Below are 24,868 nucleotides of genomic sequence, written 5' to 3'. Positions count from 1 at the left end.
GGTCGCCGAGCGGCCGAGATCTCGCCTCGGTCGCGTCGTCCGTCAGGACGATGCGCACAGTCCCTCCTCGGCGACCCCTCCCCACGGTGAGGAGGGGCGGGGACCCAGCCCGCGCATCGGCGCTGCGGCGGCGCTACTCCGCGAGGAGCGCCTGGATGCGGCCGACGCCCTCCGCGAGGTCGTCGTCGCCCAGGGCGTACGACAGGCGCGCGTAGCCCGACGGGCCGAAGGCCTCACCGGGCACGATCGCGACCTCGGCCTCCTCGAGGATGATCGTCGCGAGCTCTGCGGAGGTGCTCGCCACCTTGCCGCGGATCTCGCGGCCGAGCACGCCCTCGACCGACGGGTACGCGTAGAAGGCACCGGTCGGGGTCGGCACCTCGAAGCCGTCGATCGCGCGCAGCATGTCGACCATGGTCCGGCGGCGGCGGTCGAAGGCCTCGCGCATCTGCTCGACCTCCTCCAGGCCGCCCTGCAGCGCGGCGATGGCGGCGCGCTGCGAGACGTTGGCGACGTTGCTCGTGAGGTGGCTCTGGAAGTTGGTCGCGGCCTTGATGACGTCGGTCGGTCCCACCATCCAACCCACGCGCCAACCGGTCATCGCGTAGGTCTTGGCGACGCCGTTGAGGACGATGCAGGTGTCGGCGAGGTCCGGGACCACGGACAGCATCGGCGTGAACCGGGCGCCGTCGTAGAGCAGGTGCTCGTAGATCTCGTCGGTGATGACCCAGATGCCGTGCTCGAGCGCCCACTCGCCGATGGCCTTGGTCTGCTCGGGGGAGTAGACGGCGCCCGTGGGGTTCGAGGGGCTGCAGAACAGCAGCGCCTTGGTCGCGTCGGTGCGGGCGGCCTCGAGCTGCTCGACCGTGACGAGGTAGTCCTGGTCCGCGCCGGCGAACACCTCGACCGGGGTCGCGCCCGTGAGCGAGATGGCCTCGGGATAGGTGGTCCAGTACGGCGCGGGCAGGATGACCTCGTCGCCCGGGTCGAGGATCGCCGCGAAGGCCTGGAAGACGGCCTGCTTGCCGCCGTTGGACACCAGCGTGGTCGCGGGGTCGATCTCGTAGCCGGAGTCGCGCAGGGTCTTGTCCGCGATCGCCTGGCGCAGCTCGGGCAGCCCCGAGGCGGGCGTGTAGCGGTGGTTCTTCGGGTCCTTGGCGGCCTCGACGGCGGCGTCCACGATGAACTGCGGCGTCGGGAAGTCCGGCTCTCCCGCGCCGAACCCGATGACCGGGCGGCCGGCGGCCTTGAGGGCCTTGGCCTTGGCATCGACGGCAAGGGTGGCGGACGGCGCGATGGCGCCGAGGCGGGCGGAGACGCGGTTCTTGGAGGTCACGGCTGCGATTCTTCCATGTCGAGCGCGCTCGGGCACCCGTCCGACGCACGGCCCACGCGCCAGCGGGAGATTCCCGCATCGTCCCGTCACAACACGCGGCGCGCCACGCGTCCACGGGACATTTCGCGAAGATCCCGTTCCTCCCTCGGCTGTGGACGACGCGAGGCCGGTTACCCGTTGTCCACAGGTGTCACCACGCTCGCCCACGCTCGGCTCGTATGCGGCAGGGTCGACCCATGGATGCCGTCGGAGCCCTGGCCGCTCGCGGCGGTGCCGCCCGGACCGCGACCTTGCGAGCGGCTGGCGTCACCCGCGAGTCGCTCGAGGATTCGGTCGCCACCGGCGCTGTGGTGCGGGCGCGCAGGGGCGTCTACTGCCTCCCGGGCGCGGATCGGGATGTCCTAGCAGCGGTGAACCTCCACGGGTCCATCTCCTGCGTGAGCGCGCTCGCTCGGCACGGGGTGGCGTTGCGGAGACGGTACCGGGAGCCGCACGTCACCGTGCCGCACTCCTTCTCGCGCCAGGGTCGCGACCTGAGGGCGATGACGCTCCACCACGTGAACGCCGTGCAGCCGGGGCAAGGGCTGGTGCCGTGCGAACCCGTCGAGCGGGCGCTGGACGTCGCAGGCCGCTGTCTCAGCGCACGCGATCACCTGATCGCGGTCGACTCGGCGCTTCACCAGGGGCTGGTGCGCCCCAATCAGATCGCGGCCTTCACCGCGAGCTCTCGGGAGCGTCGAGGGTGGCTGCTGGCCCACATGGATGGGCGTGCGGAGTCGCCTGGCGAGACGCTCGCACGGCTTGACTGCGCTGAACGGGGCCTCGCGGTCCACCCCCAACGGTTCATCGCCGGGGTGGGGCGGGTGGACCTCGTGGTGGAGGGCCGCGTCGTCGTCGAGGTGGATGGGCGTGCCTTCCACAGCGACCCCGAGCAGTTCAAGCGGGACCGCAGACGGGACCGGCGCGTCACGCGATCCGGGATGCCGGTGCTCCGGTTCGCGGCGACCGAGCTGTTGGGCGAGGGCGCGGTGCACGTCGGCGACTCCGTGCTCGAGCACCTTCACGAGTAGCGGGACGATGAAGGATCGTCCCGTCAGCGCGCGCCCGAGGGCGCGTCGCCACGGGAGTACCGTGAGAGGTGCCTGAGATACGCGTGTGCGGCTCGGCTCGGCGGCCGATGCGCGGGCTGGGTTCGCTTTCCTGGCCAGGAACCCGTACCATTGCAGTTCGGCGATTGACGGTCGTCATGATGACTCGCGCCCCGGCACGGGTCATCGGATCGCCGATGGGAGTCCCAACGCTCCCGAAGGGCAGTGGCGCAATTGGTAGCGCATCGGTCTCCAAAACCGACGGTTGGGGGTTCGAGTCCCTCCTGCCCTGCTGAGCGCGGCGCGTCCGCGCCCGCAAACGAAACCCCCAAGCGAAGGACTTCCCGGTGAGCGAATCTGCCGTGACGGATTCCGGAGAGAAGGACCCGCGGCACGAGAGCCGTGAAGGTCGCGGCTTCTTCGGACGGATCGCGCTGTTCGTGCGCCAGGTGATCTCCGAGCTGAAGCGAGTGGTCACCCCCACCCGCGAGGAGCTGATCCGCTACATCTGGATCGTGCTGGCCTTCGTCGCGGTGATGATGCTCATCGTGTTCGGCCTGGACTTCGTGTTCAACTGGGCCTCTGCCTGGGTCTTCGGCGGATAGCCGCCTCGAGAAGGAAGTGATGACGAGTGAGTGACGACAAGCTCGACGCCGCCGGCGACAAGCTGGACGAGCTCGTGGCTGACATCGCCGACGCCACAGAGCGCGCCCAGGAGGCCGCCGAGGGTTCGGACGACGAGACCACGCCCGCCGTCGACGAGGCGACCTTCAGCGACGCCCCCGAGGACGCCGTCATCGAGGGCGATGACGACACCGTCCCCGGCGACCCGACCGAGGACGTGATCGAGGCCGAGACCGCTGAGGCGATCGCCGTCGAGGACGCTCCCGTCGACCCCGCCGAGGACTTCCGTCTCGAGCTGCGCATGCAGGAGGGCGACTGGTACGTCGTCCACAGCTACTCGGGACACGAGAAGCGCGTGAAGCAGGCCATCGAGCACCGCCGCGAGTCGCTCCACATGGAGGACTTCATCTTCCAGGTCGAGGTCCCCATGGAGGACGTCGCCGAGGTGAAGAACGGCCAGCGCAAGATCGTCACCCGCGTCCGGATGCCCGGATACGTCCTGGTGCGCATGCACCTCACCGACGAGTCCTGGGGCACCGTCCGCAACACGCCCGGCGTCACCGGCTTCGTCGGCCACGCCCAGCAGCCCGTGCCGCTCACGCTCGACGAGGTCTACGGCATGCTCGCTCCCTCGCAGCCCCAGTCGGCCGCGTCCGAGCCCGAGCAGGCCGCCAAGGCCAAGCCCGTCGAGGTGGACTTCGAGGTCGGCGAGTCGATCACCGTCATCGACGGCCCGTTCGCGACCCTGCCCGGCACCATCTCCGAGATCAGCGTGGAGTCCCAGAAGCTCCACGTCCTCGTTTCCATCTTCGGCCGGGAGACCCCGGTCGAGCTGGGGTTCACCCAGGTCACCAAGATCTAGGCCTCCCAGCACACCAGGCGGCAACCGCCGCCATCACAACACAGAAGGACCCGAACAATCATGGCAGCACCGAAGAAGAAGGTCGCTGGTCTGATCAAGCTCCAGATCCAGGCCGGCGCCGCCAACCCTGCGCCGCCCGTGGGCCCCGCCCTCGGTCAGCACGGCGTCAACATCATGGAGTTCTGCAAGGCCTACAACGCGGCTACCGAGTCGCAGCGCGGCAATGTGATCCCCGTGGAGATCACGGTCTACGAGGACCGCTCCTTCACGTTCATCACGAAGACCCCGCCGGCCGCAGAGCTCATCAAGAAGGCCGCTGGCGTCGCCAAGGGCTCCGGCGTTCCGCACACCGACAAGGTGGGCTCGCTCACCGAGGCTCAGGTGCGTGAGATCGCCGAGCAGAAGATGGCCGACCTCAACGCCAATGACATCGACGCCGCCGCGAAGATCATCGCGGGCACCGCGCGCTCGATGGGCATCACCGTCAACTAAGTACCACCAGTGGGAGGGGGCGCGCTGCCCCGCACCACGACTGCGAGAAAGAGAAAAGCAGATGACCAAGCGCTCCAAGGCTTTCAAGGATGCGGCGCAGCTCGTCGACCGCACCCAGCTGTACACCCCGCTCGAGGCCGTGCGCCTCGCGCAGAAGACGTCCTCGAAGAACACCGACTCGACCATCGACGTCGTGTTCAAGCTCGGCGTCGACCCCCGTCACGCGGACCAGGCTGTTCGCTCCACCGTCATCCTGCCTCACGGCACCGGCAAGACCGCTCGGGTCCTGGTCTTCGCCAACGGTGACAAGGCAGACGCCGCTCGCGAGGCGGGCGCGGACATCGTCGGTGGCGACGAGCTGATCGAGGAGGTCGTCGGCGGCCGTCAGGACTTCGACGCCGTCGTCGCCACCCCGGACCTCATGGGCAAGGTCGGCCGCCTCGGCCGCGTGCTCGGTCCCCGTGGCCTGATGCCGAACCCCAAGACCGGCACCGTGACGATGGACGTGGCGAAGGCCGTGTCCGACATCAAGGGCGGAAAGATCGAGTTCCGCGTCGACAAGCACGCCAACCTGCACACCGTGCTGGGCAAGGCGTCGTTCGGCGACGAGAAGCTGCTCGAGAACTTCCAGGCCGTGCTGGACGAGGTCCAGCGCGTCAAGCCCTCCGCCTCGAAGGGCCGCTACATCATCAAGGCCTCGATCTCCGCGACGCAGGGCCCCGGCATTCCGGTGGACGCGCTCGCCAAGCCCGAGAAGTAGCCCCAGCAGACGCGCTCGCGTGAGGCCCGGCGATCCCGGGACCGCACGTCCGAGAGCACGTGCCGCACGGCGCGCCGCGACCCGGCCGCCCCGTGGCACCTGGCCCGGCTCCCCCCAGGGGAGCCGGGCCTTCTGCTGTCCTGGCGCGCGCATCGGCGCTTCTCCTGTGCGGAGGGCCGATGCGCTCGTCGCCGACTCTTCACCTTTCGGACAGGTTCTGCTCACCTGGGATTCCTAGCCTTCACGTAGGCGGGCGCGTGCTCGCAGGAGGAGGCAGGCCATGGCCGAGACGACGCCGATCGTGTGCTCGTTCCACACGCCGGATGACTACTACCGGGAGCACGGCGAGCGCCTGCGGCGATCGCTCGACCGCCTGGGCGTCGAGCACGAGATCCGCGAGATCGCGAAGGCTCCCGGCCAGGACTGGGCCGACATCTGCCGCAAGAAGATCGCGTTCCTCGCCGAGGTGTGCGAGGCGAACCCAGGCCGCCGCGTGTTCTGGATCGACGTCGACTGCAACCTGCTCTCGCTGCCCGACTGGGTGCGCGACTTCAGCGCCGACCTGCTGGGGTTCCAGCGCGGCTTCGGCAGCCCGCTCACCATCGGCTACGACCGGCGCACGCGCTTCTGGGAGCCGTGCTTCTTCGGGATCTCGCCGTCGCCTCAGGGTCGCAAGTTCATCGCGGACGCTGCGCGGCTCGAGCGCGTCGCGACGGTGAAGGCCACGGACGATTACTTCTTCGAGGAGGCGTGGCGCGCGAACGCCGCGCAGATGTCGTTCCAGGTGATCCCGTCGACGTCGGTGGTGTCGCGCCAGGACGTCGGCGCGAGCGGCGCGCGGCCGTTCTTCTCGTTCGGGTCGTCGGGCAACGTCGCCGCGTTCAAGGGCAAGGTCGTGCAGCACGATCGCGCGGGCGAGGCGCGTCGCGGCTCGCTCACGACGCGGGTGCGGCGCGCGGGCCTCGCGAGCGCCAAGCGCGCCGAGCGGGCCCTTCCCGAGGGCGCGAAGCGCTCCCTGCGCCGCGCGGCTGACTCGATGGGCCTGACGGCGCTGCTCACCGGCGGGGCCTTCGGGGGGCAGGTCGGCGACGCCGGAGCGACCTCACCGGCGCGTCAGGCGCTGGTGTCGTCCATGATCGCGCGGGCGCAGCGCGGCGAGGTCGAGGCGTTCGGCGAGGCACGCGCCGCGCTCGAGGGGAAGGCCGTTCCCACGCACAAGGAGCAGGCGGCGATCGAGGCCGCGGAGTCGTTCCTCCACCACGCCACCCGCGGCGCGGGCGCGCCGCTCCCGCTCGCGTGGTGGCCACGCCCGTTCCCCGGCAACTTCGGCGACTGGCTGAGCCCGCTCATCGTCGGCCACGCGTCGGGCCGCCCGGTGACGTTCCAGCCGCCGACGTCGAAGAAGCCCACCCCGCACCTCGTCGGCCTCGGGTCGATCGGACGCTTCGTCGAGCGCACCTCCACGGTCGTCGGCACGGGGGTGTCCTCGCTCGAGGTCGAGCTCGCGGCGCGGGCGTCGTGGGTGTCCGTGCGCGGCCCGCTGACGGCCCAGGCGCTGCGCGCCTCGGGCGGCCCCGATGTCGAGCGCTTCGGGGATCCGGGGGTGCTGCTGCGCCGCGCGGTGCCGCTCGAGCGCGGCGAGACGAACGGCCGCGTCGCGCTGGTGCGCCACTACACGCACCTGCCGCTGCCGGTCGAGCTGCCGGACGGCATGGACGAGGTCAGCCTGCTGGTCAGCCACCCGCACCGGATCGAGGCCCTGCTCGCGCAGCTGGTGCGGTACGACCGCGTGGTGACGAGCGCGATGCACGTGATGATCGCGTGCCACAGCTATGGCATCCCGTGCGCGCTGGTGACCTTCGAGGGCCTCGAGGACGCCGTGCACGGCAGCGGCATCAAGTACGAGGACTACGCGCTGGGCGTCGGCATCCACGGGCTCCGCGACCCTCACGTGATCGGCACCGACCTCACGCGGCTCGACCTCGATCCGCTGACGCTGGAGGTGCGCCTGAGCGACGCGGTGCTCGACGACGCGGCGGCCGCGATCCGCGACGGCGTCGCCTCGCTCGACGGGCGCCTCGTCGCCTAGGACGGGTCGGCCAGCGGTGCCCCAGCAGTAGGGGATGATGGGGTCACCATGAGCACCCCGGACCTCAGCGATGTCACCATCGGCTACTCGAGCCTGGCGGACAGGCTTGCGTCCATCCCGCTCGCGGCCGAGCTGGGCGGGGCGGAGCAGGTGGTCGTGGTCCAGACCGGCGTCGAGGGCGGGGAGCTCCCCGCGGGCGCGGGAGCAGAGATCGCACGCCTGGAGGCCGGCGGCGCGACCGTGGTCGTGCTGCGCTCCCGCGGCGTCGCGAAGAGCCGCAACGAGGCGCTGCGCCGGGCGTCGCGGCGCTACCTGCTGTTCTGCGACGATGACGTGACCGTGGACCTCGACGGCGTGGGGGAGGCGGTGGCGCACCTGCGCGACTCCGGAGCGGCGCTCGCGTTGTGCCGCGCCGTCGACGAGACGGGCGCGTTCCGCAAGAGCTACCCCGAGCGCGTCACCCCGCTGACCCTGCGCAACAGCGGCAAGGCCGCGACCTACGAGATGATCGCCGACGTCGAGCAGGCGCGGGCGGCCGGCGTGGCCTACGACGAGCGCTTCGGCGCGGGGGCCGAGCTGTACCTCGGCGACGAGTACATCCTCATCGCGGACATGCTTCGCGCGGGGCTCGCGGCTGACGCGGTGCCGGCGACCGTCGCGATGCACCCCACCGAGAGCTCGGGTTCGCGGTGGGGCACCGACGCGGACATCGACGCGAGGTCGGCGGCGCTCAGTCGTGCCGTCGGCGGATGGGCGTGGTTGCTCAAGCCCGCCTTCGCGCTGCGGCACGTGCGGACCATCGGCGTGCGGGGTGCGCTGAGGTTCCTGCGCCCTGCCAACTACTGACGAGGCGGCCGGCTTGCGCAGGGAGCGCCCGGTCGCGTATCCTGTCTGGGCCCAAGACCGCCGGTCGTCAGGGTGGAGAGATCCAGCCAGACCGAAGTCCCGCAGCAGCGGAGGCCAGCGCAGGTGAACTGAGAAGGACCACGTCACGACGTGCGTCCGGCCCAGCCCCGCCTGCGCGGGGCTTTTCTGTTGTCCGGGGTGGGCCGTCTCCGCGAGGAGGCGCCGACGGTCACCTGAAGGAAGGACAACTATGGCGACGCCAGACAAGGTGGCTGCAGTCCAGGAGCTGACGGACGCGTTCCGTGAGTCCACGGCTGTCGTGATCACCGAGTACCGCGGCCTGTCGGTTCCGCAGCTCGCTGAGCTGCGCGGCAAGCTCCGCGGCGCCGCGACCTACACGGTCGCGAAGAACACTCTGACGGCGCTCGCGGCCAAGGAGGCCGGTGTCGAGGGTCTTGACGACCTCTTCGTCGGTCCTACGGCCATTGCATTCGTCACCGGTGACCCGGTGGAGGCTGCAAAGGGTCTGAAGGCTTTCGCCAAGGAGAACGACAAGCTCGTCATCAAGGGCGGCGTTCTCGAGGGCAATGTGCTCTCCGCTGAGGAGATCAACAAGCTCGCAGACCTCGAGTCCCGTGAGGTCCTGCTCGCCAAGGCAGCCGGCGCCATGAAGGCGTCGCTGTTCAGCGCGGCATACCTGTTCCAGGCACCGCTCGCTCAGGCTGCGCGTGCCGTCGACGCCCTGCGTGTCAAGCAGGAAGAAGCGGCCTGAGGGCCGCGAACCCCAACGCAAAACCTGCTTCCACGCAGCTGAAAGATAAGGAAACACATCATGGCTAAGCTCTCCACCGAGGAGCTCATCGAGCAGTTCAAGGAGCTCTCGCTCATCGAGCTCTCGGAGTTCGTCAAGGCGTTCGAGGAGACCTTCGAGGTCACCGCCGCCGCCCCCGCCGCCGTTGCCGTCGCCGCCCCCGCGGGTGGTGGCGAGGCCGCCGCCGAGGCCGAGGAGAAGGACGAGTTCGACGTCGTCCTGACCGCCGTTGGCGACAAGAAGATCCAGGTCATCAAGGAGGTGCGCGCGCTCACGTCGCTCGGCCTCGGTGAGGCCAAGGCGCTCGTCGACGAGGCCCCCAAGACGGTCCTCGAGGGTGCCAAGAAGGAGGACGCCGAGAAGGCCAAGGAGCAGCTCGAGGCTGCCGGCGCCACCGTCGAGCTCAAGTAAGCTCGCCGCTTTCGGCTCGAACGCCGGGTCGCCCCTTCGGGGGCGGCCCGGCGTTCTGCTGTGTGGAGGGGGTACGCTAGGTGTCGCACACGTGCTCAGCAGGGCCGATGCGCTGGCTGGGTCACGATCCGGCGACAAGCCGGTGCGCCTCCCTTGACGGGGCGGCGACTCCGGTGGACAATCGCGCGCCCAGCGGCTATCGTTGGTAGTTGCGCTGTCTATGCCCTGCCCTCATATGCCTACCTGGCGTGCGTCCGCTCTGAGAGTGGCTTCGCCCCGGGATCCGGTGGAGCCGTGGTCCGACACGCGCGTCACGCACGCTATCAAAAGGGAAGGACCACCCCTTGGCTGCCTCGCGCACCCCCTCGGCAACCGCCATCGCCAACCGCTCCGCATCCCCCCGCATCTCCTTCGCTCAGATCTCTGAGCCCATCGAGGTGCCCAACCTTCTGGGCATCCAGACCGAGAGCTTCGACTGGCTCGTCGGCAACGCCGCCTGGCAGGCCCGCGTGGCCGCCGCCAAGAAGGACGGCCGCGACGACGTCCCGGAGATCGCCGGCCTCCAGGAGATCTTCGAGGAGATCTCCCCCATCGAGGACTTCGGCCAGACCATGTCGCTGAGCTTCTCGGACCCGTACTTCGAGGAGCCGCGCCACACTCCTGAGGAGTGCAAGGAGAAGGACTTCACCTACGCCGCCCAGCTGTTCGTGACCGCCGAGTTCATGAACAACACCACCGGCGAGATCAAGTCGCAGACCGTCTTCATGGGCGACTTCCCGCTCATGACCCCCAAGGGCACGTTCATCGTGAACGGCACCGAGCGCGTCGTCGTGTCGCAGCTGGTCCGTTCGCCCGGCGTGTACTTCGAGCGCACCGCCGACAAGACGTCCGACAAGGACATCTTCACCGCGAAGGTCATCCCCTCGCGCGGCGCCTGGCTCGAGTTCGAGATCGACAAGCGCGACGCCGTCGGCGTGCGCGTCGACCGCAAGCGCAAGCAGCCCGTCACCCTGTTCCTCAAGGCGCTGGGCATGTCGGACGAGCAGATCGCCGACGAGTTCAAGGACTTCCCCGCGATCCTCGAGACCCTCGAGAAGGACACGGTCCACTCGACCGAGGACGCCCTCGTCGACCTGTACCGCAAGCTGCGCCCGGGCGAGCCGCCCACGGTCGAGGCCGGTCAGAACCTGCTCGACAACTTCTACTTCAACGCCAAGCGCTACGACCTCGCGAAGGTCGGCCGCTTCAAGCTGAACAAGAAGCTCAAGGTCGGCAAGGCCCTGGGCGACTCGGTGCTCACGCTCGACGACATCGTCGCGACCGTGAAGTACGTCGCCGCTGCTCACGCCGGTCACGCGACCTTCGAGTCCCTCGCGGGCACCGTCGAGGTCGAGACCGACGACATCGACCACTTCGGCAACCGCCGCATCCGCGCGGTGGGCGAGCTGGTCCAGAACCAGATCCGCACGGGCCTGTCGCGCATGGAGCGCGTGGTCCGTGAGCGCATGACGACCCAGGACGTCGAGGCGATCACGCCCCAGACCCTGATCAACACGCGCCCCGTGGTCGCCGCGATCCGCGAGTTCTTCGGAACCTCGCAGCTGTCGCAGTTCATGGACCAGAACAACCCGCTCGCGGGCCTCACCAACAAGCGCCGCCTGTCGGCGCTGGGCCCCGGCGGCCTCTCGCGCGACCGCGCGGGCATGGAGGTCCGTGACGTCCACCCGTCGCACTACGGCCGCATGTGCCCGATCGAGACCCCTGAGGGTCCGAACATCGGCCTCATCGGCGCTCTCGCGACCTACGGCCGCGTGAACCCGCTGGGCTTCGTCGAGACCCCGTACCGCAAGGTCATCAAGGGCAAGGTCTCGGACAAGGTCGACTACCTGACCGCGGACGACGAGGACCACTTCGTCATCGCGCAGGCCAACGCCGAGCTCAACGACGACGGCTCGTTCGCCGAGGAGCGCGTGCTGGTCCGTTCGAAGGGCGGCGAGGTCGAGTTCGTGCCTCGCGAGGCCGTGGACTACATGGACGTCTCGCCGCGCCAGATGGTGTCGGTCGCGACGGCCCTGATCCCGTTCCTCGAGCACGACGACGCCAACCGCGCGCTCATGGGCGCGAACATGCAGCGCCAGGCGGTGCCGCTGGTTCGCTCCGAGGCGCCGCTGGTCGGCACCGGCATGGAGCGCCGCGCGGCGATCGACGCCGGCGACGTGGTCGTGGCCACCAAGCCCGGCGTCGTCACCGAGGTCAGCTCCGACCTGGTCACGGTCGCGAACGACGACGGCACGACCGGCTCGTACCGCATCGCGAAGTTCGAGCGCTCGAACCAGGGCACCAGCTACAACCAGCGGGTGCTCGTGGACGAGGGCGACGCCCTCGTCGAGGGCTCGGTCATCGCGGATGGCCCGGCCACCGACAACGGCGAGCTCGCGCTCGGACGCAACCTGCTGGTCGCGTTCATGTGCTGGGAGGGCCACAACTACGAGGACGCGATCATCCTGTCGCAGCGCCTCGTGGAGGACGACGTGCTGTCGTCGATCCACATCGAGGAGCACGAGGTCGACGCCCGCGACACCAAGCTGGGCCCCGAGGAGATCACCCGGGACATCCCCAACGCCTCCGAGGAGGTCCTCGCTGACCTCGACGAGCGCGGCATCGTGCGCATCGGCGCCGAGGTCCGCGCCGGCGACATCCTCGTCGGCAAGGTGACGCCCAAGGGCGAGACCGAGCTCACCCCGGAGGAGCGCCTCCTGCGCGCCATCTTCGGCGAGAAGGCCCGCGAGGTGCGCGACACCTCGCTCAAGGTCCCTCACGGCGAGTCCGGCACCGTCATCGGCGTGCGCGTGTTCACCGAGGAGGACGGCGACGACCTCCCGGCCGGCGTCAACGAGCTGGTCCGCGTCTACATCGCGCAGCGCCGCAAGATCCAGGAGGGCGACAAGCTCGCCGGCCGCCACGGCAACAAGGGCGTCATCTCGACGATCCTGCCGCAGGAGGACATGCCGTTCCTCGAGGACGGCACCCCGGTCGACGTCATCCTCAACCCGCTGGGTGTGCCCGGCCGCATGAACGTCGGTCAGGTCCTCGAGACCCACACCGGCTGGGTGGCCAAGCACGGCTGGGACGCGACGGACGTCAAGGACGCCTGGGCGAAGAAGCTGCCCGCGGCGGCCAAGTTCTCGGAGCCCGGCACCCCGGTGGCGACTCCGGTGTTCGACGGCCTGCAGGAGGACACGCTGATCAACCTGCGCTCGACGATCAACCCCAACCGCGACGGCGACCGCCTCGTGAACGACGACGGCAAGGCGCGTCTCTTCGACGGCCGCACCGGCGAGCCGTTCCCGGAGCCCGTGGCCGTGGGCTACAAGTACATCCTCAAGCTCCACCACCTCGTGGACGACAAGATCCACGCCCGCTCGACGGGTCCGTACTCGATGATCACGCAGCAGCCGCTGGGCGGTAAGGCCCAGTTCGGCGGCCAGCGCTTCGGCGAGATGGAGGTGTGGGCACTCGAGGCGTACGGCGCCGCCTACGCGCTCCAGGAGCTGCTGACCATCAAGTCGGACGACGTCGTCGGCCGCGTGAAGGTCTACGAGGCCATCGTCAAGGGTCAGAACATCCCTGACCCCGGTCTGCCGGAGTCCTTCCGGGTGCTCATGAAGGAGATGCAGTCGCTGTGCCTGAACGTCGAGGTCCTCAACTCCGAGGGCCACGTCGTCGAGATGCGCGAGTCCGAGGACGACGCGTACCAGGCCGCCGAGTCGCTCGGCATCTCCCTGTCCAGCCGCCCGGACGCCTCCAGCGTCGACGAGATCTAAGAAGAGGGATTCGAACGAATGCTTGACGTCAACGAGTTCGGCGACCTGCGCATCGGCCTGGCGACCGCGGAGGAGATCCGCGGCTGGTCCCACGGCGAGGTGAAGAAGCCCGAGACCATCAACTACCGCACCCTGAAGCCGGAGAAGGACGGACTCTTCTGCGAGAAGATCTTCGGCCCCACCCGTGACTGGGAGTGCGGCTGCGGCAAGTACAAGCGCGTGCGCTACCGCGGCATCGTCTGCGAGCGCTGCGGCGTCGAGGTGACCCGCTCACGCGTCCGCCGTGAGCGCATGGGCCACATCGAGCTCGCCGCTCCTGTCACCCACATCTGGTACTTCAAGGGAGTCCCGTCGCGACTGGGCTACCTGCTGGACCTGGCCCCCAAGGACCTCGAGAAGGTCATCTACTTCGCCGCCTACATGGTGACCGAGGTGGACGAGGACGGCCGCCACGAGGACCTTCCGAAGCTCCGCAACGAGATCGAGAAGGAGAAGAAGGCCATCGCGAGCCAGCGCGACGCGGACATCAACACCCGCGCCGTCAAGCTCGAGAAGGACATCGCCGAGCTCGAGGCCGAGGGCGCGAAGGCTGACGCCAAGCGCAAGGTCAAGGACGGCGCCGAGCGCGAGATGGCGAACCTGCGCAAGCGCGCCGACGCCGAGATCGACCGCCTCGACCAGGTCTTCGACCGCTTCGCGAACCTCAAGGTCCAGGACCTCGAGGGCGACGAGCTGCTCTACCGCGAGCTGTCGCGCCGCTACGGCTCCTACTTCAAGGGCTCGATGGGTGCGGAGGCGATCCAGAAGCGCCTCCAGACCTTCGACCTCGAGGCCGAGGCGGAGTCGCTGCGCGACACCATCGCCAACGGCAAGGGACAGCGCAAGACCCGCGCGCTCAAGCGCCTCAAGGTGGTCAACGCGTTCCTCACGACCACCAACTCGCCCACCGGCATGGTGCTCGACGCGATCCCGGTGATCCCGCCGGACCTGCGTCCGATGGTCCAGCTGGACGGTGGCCGCTTCGCGACCTCCGACCTCAACGACCTGTACCGCCGCGTCATCAACCGCAACAACCGCCTCAAGCGCCTGCTCGACCTCGGTGCCCCCGAGATCATCGTGAACAACGAGAAGCGCATGCTGCAGGAGGCCGTCGACGCGCTGTTCGACAACGGCCGTCGCGGACGTCCGGTGACCGGACCCGGCAACCGCCCCCTCAAGTCCATCTCGGACATGCTGAAGGGCAAGCAGGGCCGCTTCCGTCAGAACCTGCTCGGCAAGCGCGTCGACTACTCGGGCCGTTCGGTCATCGTGGTCGGCCCGCAGCTCAAGCTGCACCAGTGCGGTCTGCCCAAGCAGATGGCGCTCGAGCTGTTCAAGCCGTTCGTGATGAAGCGCCTCGTGGAGCTCAACCACGCGCAGAACATCAAGTCGGCCAAGCGCATGGTCGAGCGCTCGCGCGGCGAGGTCTGGGACGTGCTCGAGGAGGTCATCACCGAGCACCCCGTCCTGCTGAACCGTGCGCCCACCCTGCACCGTCTGGGCATCCAGGCGTTCGAGCCCCAGCTGGTCGAGGGCAAGGCCATCCACCTGCACCCGCTCGTCTGCGGCGCGTTCAACGCCGACTTCGACGGTGACCAGATGGCCGTGCACCTGCCGCTGTCCGCTGAGGCGCAGGCCGAGGCCCGCGTGCTGATGCTCTCGAGCAACAACATCCTCAAGCCGTCGGACGGCCGCCCGGTGACCATGCCTTCGCAGGACATGATCATCGGCCTCTACCACCTCTCCCTCCACAAGGAGGGCGAGAAGGGCGAGGGCCGCTCGTTCACCTCGGCTGCCGAGGCACGCATGGCGTTCGACGCCGGCGACATCTCGCTGAACGCCGAGATCCAGCTCCGCGTGGACGGCGACACCGTCCCGCCGCTGGGTGTCGAGCTGGGCGAGGACCACGTGGAGGGCCAGGAGTTCATCCTCACCACCACGCTGGGCCGCGCGCTGTTCAACGAGCTGCTGCCCGTGTCCTTCCCCTACGTCAACCGCGACGTGGACAAGAAGGTCCTCGGCAACATCGTCAACGAGCTCGCCGAGCGCTACCCGAAGGTCGAGGTCGCTGCCTCGCTGGACGCGCTCAAGTCGGCCGGCTTCCACTGGGCCACCCGCTCGGGCGTCACCATCGGTATCGGTGACGTCGCGACTCCCGCGAACAAGCAGGAGATCCTCGAGCGCTACGAGGCTCAGGCCGTCAAGGTCCAGGAGCAGTTCGAGACCGGTCTGATCACCGACGACGAGCGCCGTCAGGAGCTCATCGAGATCTGGACCCAGGCCACGAACGAGGTCGACCGGTCCATGCGGGAGTCCTTCCCCAAGCACAACACCGTTCACACGATGGTCGGCTCGGGTGCTCGAGGCAACTGGATGCAGGTCCGTCAGATCGCCGGTATGCGCGGCCTGGTGGCGAACCCGAAGGGCGAGATCATCCCGCGTCCGATCAAGTCGAACTACCGCGAGGGCCTGTCCGTCCTCGAGTACTTCATCGCGACGCACGGTGCCCGCAAGGGTCTGGCGGACACCGCTCTGCGTACCGCCGACTCGGGCTACCTGACCCGTCGTCTGGTGGACGTGTCGCAGGACGTCATCGTCCGCGAGGCCGACTGCGGCACCGAGCGCGGCCTGCCCATGCCGATCGTGGAGACCACGGCCGGTGGCGAGAAGGTCAAGCACGAGCGCGTGGAGACCTCGGTCTTCGCCCGCACGCTCGCGACGGACGTGACCGACGCCTCCGGCGACGTGGTCGCCAAGGCCGGCGCGGACATCGGCGACGTGCTGATCGACTCGCTGATCGAGCAGGGCGTCGAGGAGGTCAAGGTCCGTTCGGTCCTGACCTGCGAGTCCGCGGTGGGCACGTGCGCCAAGTGCTACGGACGCTCGCTCGCGACCCGTGAGCTCGTGGACATCGGCGAGGCCGTCGGCATCGTCGCGGCCCAGTCGATCGGTGAGCCCGGCACGCAGCTGACCATGCGTACGTTCCACACCGGTGGTGTGGCGTCCGCGGACGACATCACGCAGGGTCTGCCGCGTGTCCAGGAGCTCTTCGAGGCCCGTACCCCCAAGGGTGAGGCCCCGATCTCCGAGGTCGCCGGAACCCTGAAGGTCGACGACTCGGAGGCCACCCGCCGCCTGGTCATCACCCCCGACAACGGCGACGAGGTCATCGAGTACCCCGTCACCAAGCGTTCGCGCCTGCTCGTGCAGGACGGCGAGCACGTCGAGGTGGGCCAGCAGCTGGTCGCCGGTGCCGTGGACCCGAAGTCCGTGCTCCGCATCCTCGGCCCCCGCGCCACCCAGAAGCACCTGGTGGACGAGGTCCAGGAGGTCTACCGCTCGCAGGGCGTGGAGATCCACGACAAGCACATCGAGGTCATCGTGCGCCAGATGCTGCGCCGCGTGACGATCCTCGAGGCGGGCGACGCTCCGCTGCTGCCGGGTGAGCTCGTGGAGCGCGCGCGCTTCGAGAACGCCAACCGCGAGACCGTCACCAAGGGCGGCAAGCCCGCGTCGGCGCGTCCCGAGCTCATGGGCATCACCAAGGCCTCGCTCGCGACCGAGTCGTGGCTGTCGGCGGCGTCGTTCCAGGAGACCACCCGCGTCCTCACCGAGGCGGCCATGTCGGGCCGTTCCGACCCGTTGGTCGGCCTCAAGGAGAACGTCATCCTCGGAAAGCTCATCCCGGCGGGCACTGGCCTGCAGCAGTACCGCACTGCGACGGTCGAGCCCACCGAGGAGGCGAAGGCCAACCTGTTCCCGACCTTCGGGTACGAGGAGTGGGAGGGCCAGTACTTCTCGGAGGGCACCGGCGAGGCCGTGCCGCTCGAGGAGTTCGATCTCCCGCGCGAGTAGTCGCCATCACGCATCGAGGCCCGGCCCCGCAGCAGCGGGGCCGGGCCTTCGTGCGTCCTGAGCCGCCTGAGTGCAGTCGCGACTGACGGATGGCCGAGGGATGGGTACTGGCGGCCCCTGGGGGCCGTCGCGACTGACGGTCCGCGGGTACGTCCGTGTTGACGGGCCGCTTGAGCGCCACCCGGTGAAGCGCCGATGCGCGGGCTGGCTGGCGTGCCACCGCGCCACCCGGTGTAGCGCCGATGCGCGGGCTGGCTGGCGTGCCACCGCGACTGACAGATGGCCGACGGATGGGTGCTGGTGGCCCCTGGGGGCCGTCACGACTGTCAGTTCTCGGGAACGTCAGCGCTGAAGGAACGTGACAGCGCCTCGCCGGAGCGTCTCAGAGCCAGATCACGACGAGGGCCACCGCGGCGCCCGCCGCGAGGGCGCACGACACCGTGAAGACGGCGAGGGTGCGCCGCGCGCCTCGGCGCGAGCGCGCGGCCTCCGACGGCAACGACTGCGCGGACCGCGTGGGCGCCGGTCCGTCCTCCACCGCTTCCGGTGCAGGTGGCGGAGGCGGGATCTCGCGCGGGGGATAGGAGGCGATGACCCGGGACGGCACGGCTCCGTCGGCCGGCGGTGCGAAGCTGTCGACGACCAGCGCGTCCTGACGGGTCCTCCCGTGGCCCGAGCCTGGCAGGGTGAGCGCGTGCTTGCCTGCCCGCCGGGCGGAGACCAGGGTGAGGTCTCGCGTATCGCCGCCGGTGCCACCCGCAGTGTCCGTGCCACCCGAGGTGTCGGTGGCCTCGGCCGCACCGCTCGGGGCTACGCCGTCGCGAGAGACCACACGCGTCCGGTCGTCATCCTCCGCCGACTCCGGGGTGGCGGCCGCCTCGGGACGAGGCGACACCCGTGTCGCGTCGTCGTCCATCTCGTGCTCGGCGTCTGCCGTCCCGGAGCCCTTGTCGTCGGTCATACGCGCCTCACACCGTCAGCGTGTCGTCGTCGAGGATCATCGCGTGGGCCTCGGTGGTGCCGGCTCCCACGACTGTCGCGCCGCCAGCGACCACGTCGATCACGATCACGGTGATGTTGTCGCGGCCGCCGTGCTCGTTGGCGCGGTCGACGAGCACCCTGGCTGCCGACTCGGGGTGCCCGCTCATCGTCAGCACCGCGCGGATGTCCTCGTCGCCCAGCTCCCCGTGGAGGCCATCGGAGCACAGCAGGAGTCGCTCGCCGGTGACGACCGGCACGATCCAGCTGTCCGCGAGCGAGTCCACTGCGCCGATCGCGCGGGTGATCATGTGACGGTCGGGGAAGCTGGCGAGGTCCTCGGCGCGCAGCTGCCCCGAGTCCACGAGCTCCTGCCCCAGAGAGTGATCGCGCGTGACCTGCTCGAGCTCGGTTCCGAGGTGCCGGTAGACCCGCGAGTCCCCGACGTTGAACACGAGCCAGTGAGGCCTGCCGTCATGCTCGATGAGGACCACGCCGGTGGCGGTGCTTCCGGCTCCCCGCGTGGTGGAGGCGGCGACGGTCTCGACCCGATCGTCTGCGTCCAGCAGGGCGCCGTGCACGGCGTCGAACGACCCGCGCTCGAGCCCGGAGAGGTGCTGGTCGAACGCCGCGACCACCGCAGCGCTGGCGAGGTCTCCGCACTCGTACCCACCCATGCCGTCGGCGACGACGAAGGCCGGGCCCGTCGTCAGCATCGCGTCCTCGTTCGCGGCGCGCCGGAGTCCGCGATCGGTGACGGCGCCGATGCTCAGGGTGATCCCTGCCAGGTCGACGATGCTCATGACGCCCCCGACTCGTAGGTGATGTTCATCCCGACCTTGCCGAGCAGGAACCGTCCGGCCAGCGCTACCGACTCGCCGGGCTCGATGGCCGTCTCCTCGCCGCCGGCCCCGACGAGCAGCACCCCGTTGGTGGAGTCGAGGTCGGTGATGGTCCAGGCGCCGTCGGCGAGGTCGAGCCGCGCGTGAGCCTTCGACAGCGTCCGCGTGGTGTCGGGGATGGCGAGCGCCTGGATGCCGGGCGCGGTGGGTGCAGGCCGTCGGCCCAGGATCACGCTGTCCTCCGTGAGCGCGAGGGGGCCGACGTCGTCGACCACCAGGCGCCAGACGACCTGCGGGCGGCGGTCCACGACGACGGTCTCGCCGTCCTCGTCCGAGGGCGCGGCCGCGGTGGTGCCGGCGGCCGTCGTCGAGGTGTCCGCGCCACCGTCGAGCACGGAGTACCCGCCGCTCGCACCGTCCACGGCGCCCTCGACCGCGTCGAGCCAGGCGGGAAGGGCGATCGCGGAGCGGGCCGGCGTGCGGTCGCGTCCTGACTTGGGCGTCGAGCCCGCTGGCGGGCGCGACCACGGGTTGTGCACCTCGATAGGGTCGACGTCGCGGCGCCGGAGGACCGTGCCCGGTTCGACGCCGGTGTCGCCTGCGCTGCCGTCGCCGTCGGTGGCGTCGATCTGCGCGGCGCGCGCCGCGTCGCCGGGAGCGGCCTCGGCGCTCGCCTCGATCCCCTCCACGGGGGCCGGCGGCCTCGACGGGGGCTCAGCCCCACCTTGGCGCTGGCGCTCCGGGGTGGGCCCGGGAGGGGGTGTCGCGGGCAGCTGGGGCTGCCCGAGGCCACCCGCGACCTCGCGGTGACCCGCCACGGCGACGAGGCGCTCCTCGGCGACCCCCGCATCGGCCCTCGAGCCGAAGGCGAGCAGCGTCGCCCAGACAGGCGGCACCAGGACGGCGAGGACCCCGAAGCCGGACCCGCGTCCCCACGGACGGCCGATGCGCGACGCGGCGCCGAACCGCAGGTAGAGCGCGTAGAGGTTGACGACGGGGATGAAGTACAGCAGCACCTTCCAGGTCGCGACGCCGCCCCGCTCGAACAGCGTCATCTCGTTGATGATCGGCACCCAACCGCGCCAGCCGTCGGCGTCGATCTGCGGGAACAGGCGCGACAGCGCCCAGGCGTACCAGACGTAGCAGATGGCGCCGACGACGAGACATCCGATCACGAGCTCAGACCCTGGCATTCGCGTCCCTCCGTGACTGCTGGTCGACGCGCCGCAGCGTCGCCGCCTCGGAGGCGTCGCGGGGTCGGGTCATCCGCGTGAAGGAGGTGAGGCTCAGAGCAGCGCCGATGCGCTTGCCGAGCGGGAGCTCCTCGCGCAGGGACGCTCGTTCGGCGTCGAGGACCTTCCACACGGCGTCGCTGTCGGCGCGGGTGGCGGGATGCTCCGCGAAGACCGCGCCGTCCACCGCGGTGGCGACGGACGCGGCGGCGGGACGGTCGATCACATCCGCGAGCTCGGCGCGCGTCAGGCCGCTCGGCACCTCGACGCCGGCGTCGACGTAGCGGTCGACGAGCTCGGCCCAGGCGCCCACCAGCGCGACCTCGGGACTCGCTGCCCGGCGCCGGCGTCGCCGCCGGATCGCCTTGGCGAGCGGCAGCACCGCGAGCGGCAGCAGCAGCAGCGCGATCCCCACGACGGTGCTCGCGATGGCGACCAGCAGGGGCGCGAACGTCTGCAGCCACGGCTCATCCTCCACGGAGGTCTCCGGCGTCGACTCCCCGACGGACTCGCTGAGGATGGTGGGGGGGTCGATGACGTCCGCCTCGACCTGCTCGGGCTCGGTGGGGTTCTCGGGCGGAGTCTGGCCCTCCTCGATGAGGCTCGGCGGCGTCGTGAACTGGGGCGTGGCATCGAGCGGCGCCCACGTACCGCCGAGAGGCCGTGCCTCGGCCCACGCCGTGACGTTCGACCCCGTGCACACCTCGTCGCACGGCGGAACGGCCGCATCGGCCTCGGTGCCCTGGAGCCGTACACCGATGACGACGCGAGACTCGAACCCGAGGTGCCGAGCGAGCAGCGCGGCCGCCGTGGCGAACTGCTCGTCGTCGCCCACGGCGGCCACGAGAAGGTCGGCGTCGAGCGCGGCGCCTGCCCGCTCCTCCTGCTCGAGGAGCGCGTCGAACAGCTCTTCCGTGCGCGCGGTCGAGTGGCCGGATCGGCTGCCGTGGAACACGTACGGCGAGCGCGCCGCGAGCGCCTCCATCCAGGCGTTCGCGTCCGCATCCGCGCGCGAGGCGTGGCTCACGTAGCCGCGCTCGCGCAGCAGGTCGATGAGGCCGAGGAGCGCCTCGCCGCTGCGCTCGGACGCGTGCGCGTCCGCCCACGCCACGAGGGCGGGATGCGCGTCCTCGTCCAGCAGCGAGCTGCCGCCGCTGGACGCGGCGAACGCCTCCAGGTCAGCTTGGGGCGCGGCCTCGATCGCGTACGAGTCGCCCGCGCGCAGCCCCTCGACGGACTGTACGTCCTGGCCCTCGACGACCACGCCGGCGCTGAGATCTGCGGCCGCGTAGTAGGAGTCGGCCAGCGCTGCCGCGCGCTCGCCACGGAACGCCGGAGCCCCGGCCTCGGCGGTGGCGAGGGGCACCCACACTCCCTCGTAGCCGGCCTCGATCGTGACGTCGATGTCCGGCGACTGGGTCTGGGGCTGTCGGCGGAAGTCCGCCGCGTCCTCTCCGGCGCTCACGTGGAAGGTCGAGCCGTCGTAGGCGTCGAGGGTCGCGATCCTGAGCCGGTCGACGGTGGCCTCGGTCGAGACGGAGAAGAGCGGCTCGTCGAAGCGCCCCGTCCGGAACCACTCGCGGTACGACGACAGCGGGCTCGGCTGCTGCTGGAGGACGACCAGCGGGTCGATGGTCTCGCGCGGGACCTCGCGGGCGCCGAACGCGCCGGCGAGCGGAGCCGCGGCGAGCGCGATGCCGACCGTGACGATCACGATGCTCGCGGACACGGCGTGCCGGCGCAGCGCGACCGCGCGGCTGGCGCCGCTCTGACGTGTCGCGGTCGCGCCGCGGGCCTGGCGCAGCGCCTCGGCTCGCGCGAGGCGCGGCCGGGCGAGCAGCCACCCGGCGCAGACCGCGACCGCCGCGCTGGCGAGGGCGACGTGGGCGGGAGAGGGAACGGTGAAGGGGCCTACCTCAGCGTCGGGGCGGGTGGCCGCGGTGCCGAGCACCGCGCCGAACAGCGCCATGGCGAGGAGGGGCACGACGGCGAGCGACGCCGCTCTCCCGCCGCGCGTCACGAGCACCGTGGCGACCAGCGTGCAGACCACCACCGTGAGGAAGAACGGCACGAGGACAGCCTGGTAGTCGCCGGCGGGCACCTCGATCGTCAGGAGGCGCTTCCAGCCCGCCACGATGTCGATCACGCCGGTGCCGATGCCTTCCAGCACGCGCGCGGGACTCGTCATCATCGACGGGATGGCGGCCGGGACCACGCACGCGAGGTACAGCGCGGCGGCGGCCAGCGCCGTCTGCCACCACCGCCACGCGAGGGACCACGACAGGATCGCGGTGCCGCAGCCGATCGCCGTGCCGACTGCGGCGGCGACGACGACCTGCGCCGAGCCGTAGATAGGCCAGGCCGTCGCGACCGCGATCGCGACCATCGTGACGACGGTCGCCAACCCCGTCAGCAGCTGCTGGGGCGAGAGGGGGCGCCGGCGGGCCATCAGGCCGGCCCCCGCAGCATGAGGTGGCTGAGGTCATGCAGCATCCCCACGGTGAGGACGCGGAGCTCGCGCGCCGAGCGCACGGTCGGCTGGGCCCCGGTCTCGCTGCGCACTCCGACGACGGAGACGTCGGCGGAGAACGCCACGGCCGCCTGTCGGAGCCTCGCGACGGGAAGCTCGGACCCGGTGACGAGGAAGACCATCGACAGGTGGTGCGCCTCCTGCGAGGTCATCCCCGCGACGAGCGGGAGCGGCATGACGAGGTCGCTCGCGTCGACGCCGCTCATCGCATCCAGCAGGCCCGTGGGCGTGAGGGTGGGAAGCGTCGTCATGGAGTGGACGCGCTCCGCCGCGTGGCGTGGGATGGCGCCGCTGGTGGTGATCACCACCTCGCGACCGGAGCGGACGGCCTGGACGCCGAGGGACGCCGCGACGGAGACGGCCATCTCGAACTCGTCCTCCGACGCGTACTGGCTGATGTCGAGGTCGAGAGCGATCGCGATCCGCGACCTGCGCGTCTCCTCGTACTGGCGCACCATCAGCTGCCCGGTCTTGGCGGTCGACCGCCAGTGCACGTGGCGCCGCGAGTCACCCGGCAGATAGTCGCGGATCGCGTGGAAGGCGAGGTCGGAGTCTACGGTGGTCGACGTGACGAGGCCCTCGAGGTCGCGCAGCAGGCCAGCGGACGACGACGGGATGGGCACCGTGGCGGGGTGCACGTAGACGTGCTGGACGTCGGGCCACGTGTGGTCGCGCTGCAGCACGCCGAGGGGGTCTCCGCGGCTGATCGTCATGGGCCCGACCGCGATGACCCCGCGGCGGGGCGCCGCGATCGTGAGCGTCTCGCGGTGCTCGGCGCCGGCGCGCAGGAGCGGGATGTGCGCCTCGATGAGGCCGTCGCCGACCGGGATGTCGAGCAGCGCGGGCAGCGAGGCCCGCGCCCCGGCGTTGCGCACCACGAGCTCCGCCGTGAACTCGGAGCCAGCGACCACCCGGTCGCGTTCGAACTCGAGCGTCACGGCGTAGGAGTGCCGGCCGAGCAGGAAGGGCGTGCACAGCGCGAGCATCACGAGCGAGGCGAACGCGACGAACCACGCCTCCGACCAGCCCCATGCGACGGCGACGAGGAGACCTCCTGCCGCGCACGCGAGCAGCAGCCACCCTGCGCCGTTGATAGCCTCGGTGGTCGCCGTCCAGCCGCGCTGCAGCGCGCCGGCCAGCCGAGCGACGACGCTGCGTCCCGCGTCGACGCGCGCCGACACGCCGCGGCTGTCCGTCGCGTACCGCGTCACCGTCGCCCCGCGCGTGCGGGTGCCGGTCACGGTGTGACCGTACGGTGGCTCGGTGGGCTCGGGCATGCGTCAGGCCTGGCCGTTCTCCGTGGGCGCGACGACGTCGAGCAGCACCTGGCCGACGACGTCGACCTGGGTGACGCCGTCGAACTCGGCCTCGGGTTCGAGGATGAGCCGATGCGCGAGCGCGGGCACCGCGAGATCGCGGACGTCGTCGGGGGTCACGTAGGTCCGGCCGCGCGCGGCCGCCCAGGTCGTGACGAGGCGGGTGAGCGCGATCGCGCCGCGCACGGACACGCCGAGCCGAGCCTCGGACGCTCGCCTGGTCGCGTCGACGATCCGCATGATGTAGTCCGCGATGATCGGGTTGACGTAGACCGTGCGCGACAGCTCCATGAGCTGCACCAGCGTGTCGGGAGTCACGATCGCGGGGACCTCGGGAGCGGGCTCGATGGCGCCCTGCAGGATGCGCAGCGTCGAGGCCTCGTCCGGGTAGCCGATCGACGTGCGGATCATGAAGCGGTCGAGCTGCGCCTCGGGGAGGCGATAGGTGCCGGCCTGCTCCACGGGGTTCTGCGTCGCGATGACGAGAAACGGCCTGCCGACGTCGCGCGAGACGCCGTCGACGGTCACGTGACCCTCCTCCATCACCTCGAGGAGCGCGGACTGGGTCTTCGGGCTCGCGCGGTTGATCTCGTCGGCGAGCACGATGTTCGCGAACACGGGCCCGGCGTGGAACTCGAACTCGCCCTTCTTCTGGTCGTAGATGGTGACGCCGGTGACGTCGCCTGGCAGGAGATCCGGGGTGAACTGGATGCGCGACGAGGTGCACTCGACGGTCCGCGCGAGCGTGCGCGCGAGCGCCGTCTTGCCTGTTCCGGGGACATCCTCCAGCAGGACGTGGCCTCCGGTGAGCGCCGTGGCCAGCACCAGCTCGACGACGTGGCGCTTGCCGAGGATCGCCCTCTCGACGTTGTCCGCGAGCGCGGCGAACGTCTCGGCGTACCAGCTGGCCTGTTCAGACGAGATCGTCATGGG

General features: G+C 70.4%; 18 protein-coding genes and 1 tRNA gene. 12 read left to right on the top strand and 7 right to left on the bottom strand.

Annotation, left to right across the window (positions count from 1 at the left end):
• Positions 1 to 133: 133 nt before the first annotated feature.
• On the bottom strand, positions 134 to 1,336 hold the full coding sequence (locus B7K25_RS07545) for a pyridoxal phosphate-dependent aminotransferase (RefSeq protein ID WP_371328292.1): 1,203 nt from the start codon (positions 1,334 to 1,336) through the stop codon (positions 134 to 136).
• 236 nt (positions 1,337 to 1,572) lie between these two features.
• On the opposite strand from B7K25_RS07545, the gene B7K25_RS07540 reads away from it, so the two are divergent.
• From B7K25_RS07540 to B7K25_RS07485, 12 genes are all read left to right on the top strand, one after another.
• Positions 1,573 to 2,406: a type IV toxin-antitoxin system AbiEi family antitoxin domain-containing protein gene (locus B7K25_RS07540; protein WP_084105117.1), complete on the top strand. Its 834-nt coding sequence runs from the start codon at positions 1,573 to 1,575 to the stop codon at positions 2,404 to 2,406.
• Between the two features lie 237 nt (positions 2,407 to 2,643).
• Positions 2,644 to 2,716, top strand: a tRNA-Trp gene (locus B7K25_RS07535).
• A 55-nt stretch (positions 2,717 to 2,771) separates the two neighbouring features.
• Positions 2,772 to 3,029: a preprotein translocase subunit SecE gene (gene secE, locus B7K25_RS07530; protein ID WP_084105116.1), complete on the top strand. Its 258-nt coding sequence runs from the start codon at positions 2,772 to 2,774 to the stop codon at positions 3,027 to 3,029.
• 26 nt (positions 3,030 to 3,055) lie between these two features.
• Entirely contained in the window at positions 3,056 to 3,910 is an 855-nt protein-coding gene (gene nusG, locus B7K25_RS07525; RefSeq protein WP_084105115.1) for a transcription termination/antitermination protein NusG, read from the top strand.
• 60 nt (positions 3,911 to 3,970) lie between these two features.
• The gene (gene rplK / locus B7K25_RS07520) at positions 3,971 to 4,402 is read left to right on the top strand and encodes a 50S ribosomal protein L11 (RefSeq protein WP_084105114.1); all 432 of its coding nucleotides are present in this window, start codon (positions 3,971 to 3,973) and stop codon (positions 4,400 to 4,402) included.
• A gap of 61 nt (positions 4,403 to 4,463) precedes the next feature.
• Positions 4,464 to 5,162: a 50S ribosomal protein L1 gene (gene rplA, locus B7K25_RS07515; RefSeq protein WP_084105113.1), complete on the top strand. Its 699-nt coding sequence runs from the start codon at positions 4,464 to 4,466 to the stop codon at positions 5,160 to 5,162.
• Between the two features lie 280 nt (positions 5,163 to 5,442).
• On the top strand, positions 5,443 to 7,251 hold the full coding sequence (locus B7K25_RS07510; protein WP_084105112.1) for a polysaccharide pyruvyl transferase family protein: 1,809 nt from the start codon (positions 5,443 to 5,445) through the stop codon (positions 7,249 to 7,251).
• A gap of 48 nt (positions 7,252 to 7,299) precedes the next feature.
• The gene (locus tag B7K25_RS07505) at positions 7,300 to 8,097 is read left to right on the top strand and encodes a glycosyltransferase (protein ID WP_084105111.1); all 798 of its coding nucleotides are present in this window, start codon (positions 7,300 to 7,302) and stop codon (positions 8,095 to 8,097) included.
• A gap of 250 nt (positions 8,098 to 8,347) precedes the next feature.
• The gene (gene rplJ, locus B7K25_RS07500; protein ID WP_084105110.1) at positions 8,348 to 8,869 is read left to right on the top strand and encodes a 50S ribosomal protein L10; all 522 of its coding nucleotides are present in this window, start codon (positions 8,348 to 8,350) and stop codon (positions 8,867 to 8,869) included.
• A gap of 60 nt (positions 8,870 to 8,929) precedes the next feature.
• A complete protein-coding gene (rplL, locus tag B7K25_RS07495) occupies positions 8,930 to 9,319 on the top strand; it encodes a 50S ribosomal protein L7/L12 (protein ID WP_084105109.1) in 390 nt (129 codons plus the stop codon).
• A gap of 344 nt (positions 9,320 to 9,663) precedes the next feature.
• Positions 9,664 to 13,143, top strand: coding sequence for a DNA-directed RNA polymerase subunit beta (gene rpoB, locus B7K25_RS07490; protein ID WP_084105108.1), 3,480 nt, complete (start codon positions 9,664 to 9,666; stop codon positions 13,141 to 13,143).
• Between the two features lie 18 nt (positions 13,144 to 13,161).
• Entirely contained in the window at positions 13,162 to 17,037 is a 3,876-nt protein-coding gene (locus B7K25_RS07485; protein WP_084105107.1) for a DNA-directed RNA polymerase subunit beta', read from the top strand.
• A 382-nt stretch (positions 17,038 to 17,419) separates the two neighbouring features.
• Here the strand turns inward: B7K25_RS07485 and B7K25_RS07480 are convergent, their stop codons facing one another.
• The 6 genes from B7K25_RS07480 to B7K25_RS07455 are packed head-to-tail and all read right to left on the bottom strand — an operon-like array spanning position 17,420 to position 24,865.
• Positions 17,420 to 17,998 carry a hypothetical protein gene (locus B7K25_RS07480; protein ID WP_084105106.1) on the bottom strand — a complete coding sequence of 193 codons (579 nt, stop codon included), beginning with the start codon at positions 17,996 to 17,998 and terminating at the stop codon, positions 17,420 to 17,422.
• A 7-nt stretch (positions 17,999 to 18,005) separates the two neighbouring features.
• The gene (locus B7K25_RS07475; RefSeq protein WP_084105105.1) at positions 18,006 to 18,818 is read right to left on the bottom strand and encodes a PP2C family serine/threonine-protein phosphatase; all 813 of its coding nucleotides are present in this window, start codon (positions 18,816 to 18,818) and stop codon (positions 18,006 to 18,008) included.
• Positions 18,815 to 20,050: a DUF5684 domain-containing protein gene (locus B7K25_RS07470; protein WP_084105104.1), complete on the bottom strand. Its 1,236-nt coding sequence runs from the start codon at positions 20,048 to 20,050 to the stop codon at positions 18,815 to 18,817. The genes B7K25_RS07475 and B7K25_RS07470 overlap by 4 nt, the downstream gene beginning before the upstream one ends.
• Positions 20,037 to 22,538 (bottom strand): transglutaminase-like domain-containing protein, encoded by a 2,502-nt coding sequence (locus B7K25_RS07465; RefSeq protein WP_084105103.1) that lies wholly within the window; start codon positions 22,536 to 22,538, stop codon positions 20,037 to 20,039. The genes B7K25_RS07470 and B7K25_RS07465 overlap by 14 nt, the downstream gene beginning before the upstream one ends.
• A complete protein-coding gene (locus B7K25_RS07460; protein ID WP_234988118.1) occupies positions 22,538 to 23,860 on the bottom strand; it encodes a DUF58 domain-containing protein in 1,323 nt (440 codons plus the stop codon). Before B7K25_RS07460 ends, B7K25_RS07465 begins: the two co-directional genes overlap by 1 nt.
• Before the next feature lie 39 nt (positions 23,861 to 23,899).
• Positions 23,900 to 24,865 (bottom strand): MoxR family ATPase, encoded by a 966-nt coding sequence (locus B7K25_RS07455; RefSeq protein ID WP_084105101.1) that lies wholly within the window; start codon positions 24,863 to 24,865, stop codon positions 23,900 to 23,902.
• Positions 24,866 to 24,868: the final 3 nt, after the last annotated feature.

This window comes from Demequina sp. NBRC 110056 (assembly GCF_002090155.1).
Taxonomy (GTDB): domain Bacteria; phylum Actinomycetota; class Actinomycetes; order Actinomycetales; family Demequinaceae; genus Demequina.
The sequence above is the reverse complement of the archived record's forward strand: the minus strand, read 5'-3'. Positions and strand labels throughout refer to the sequence as shown.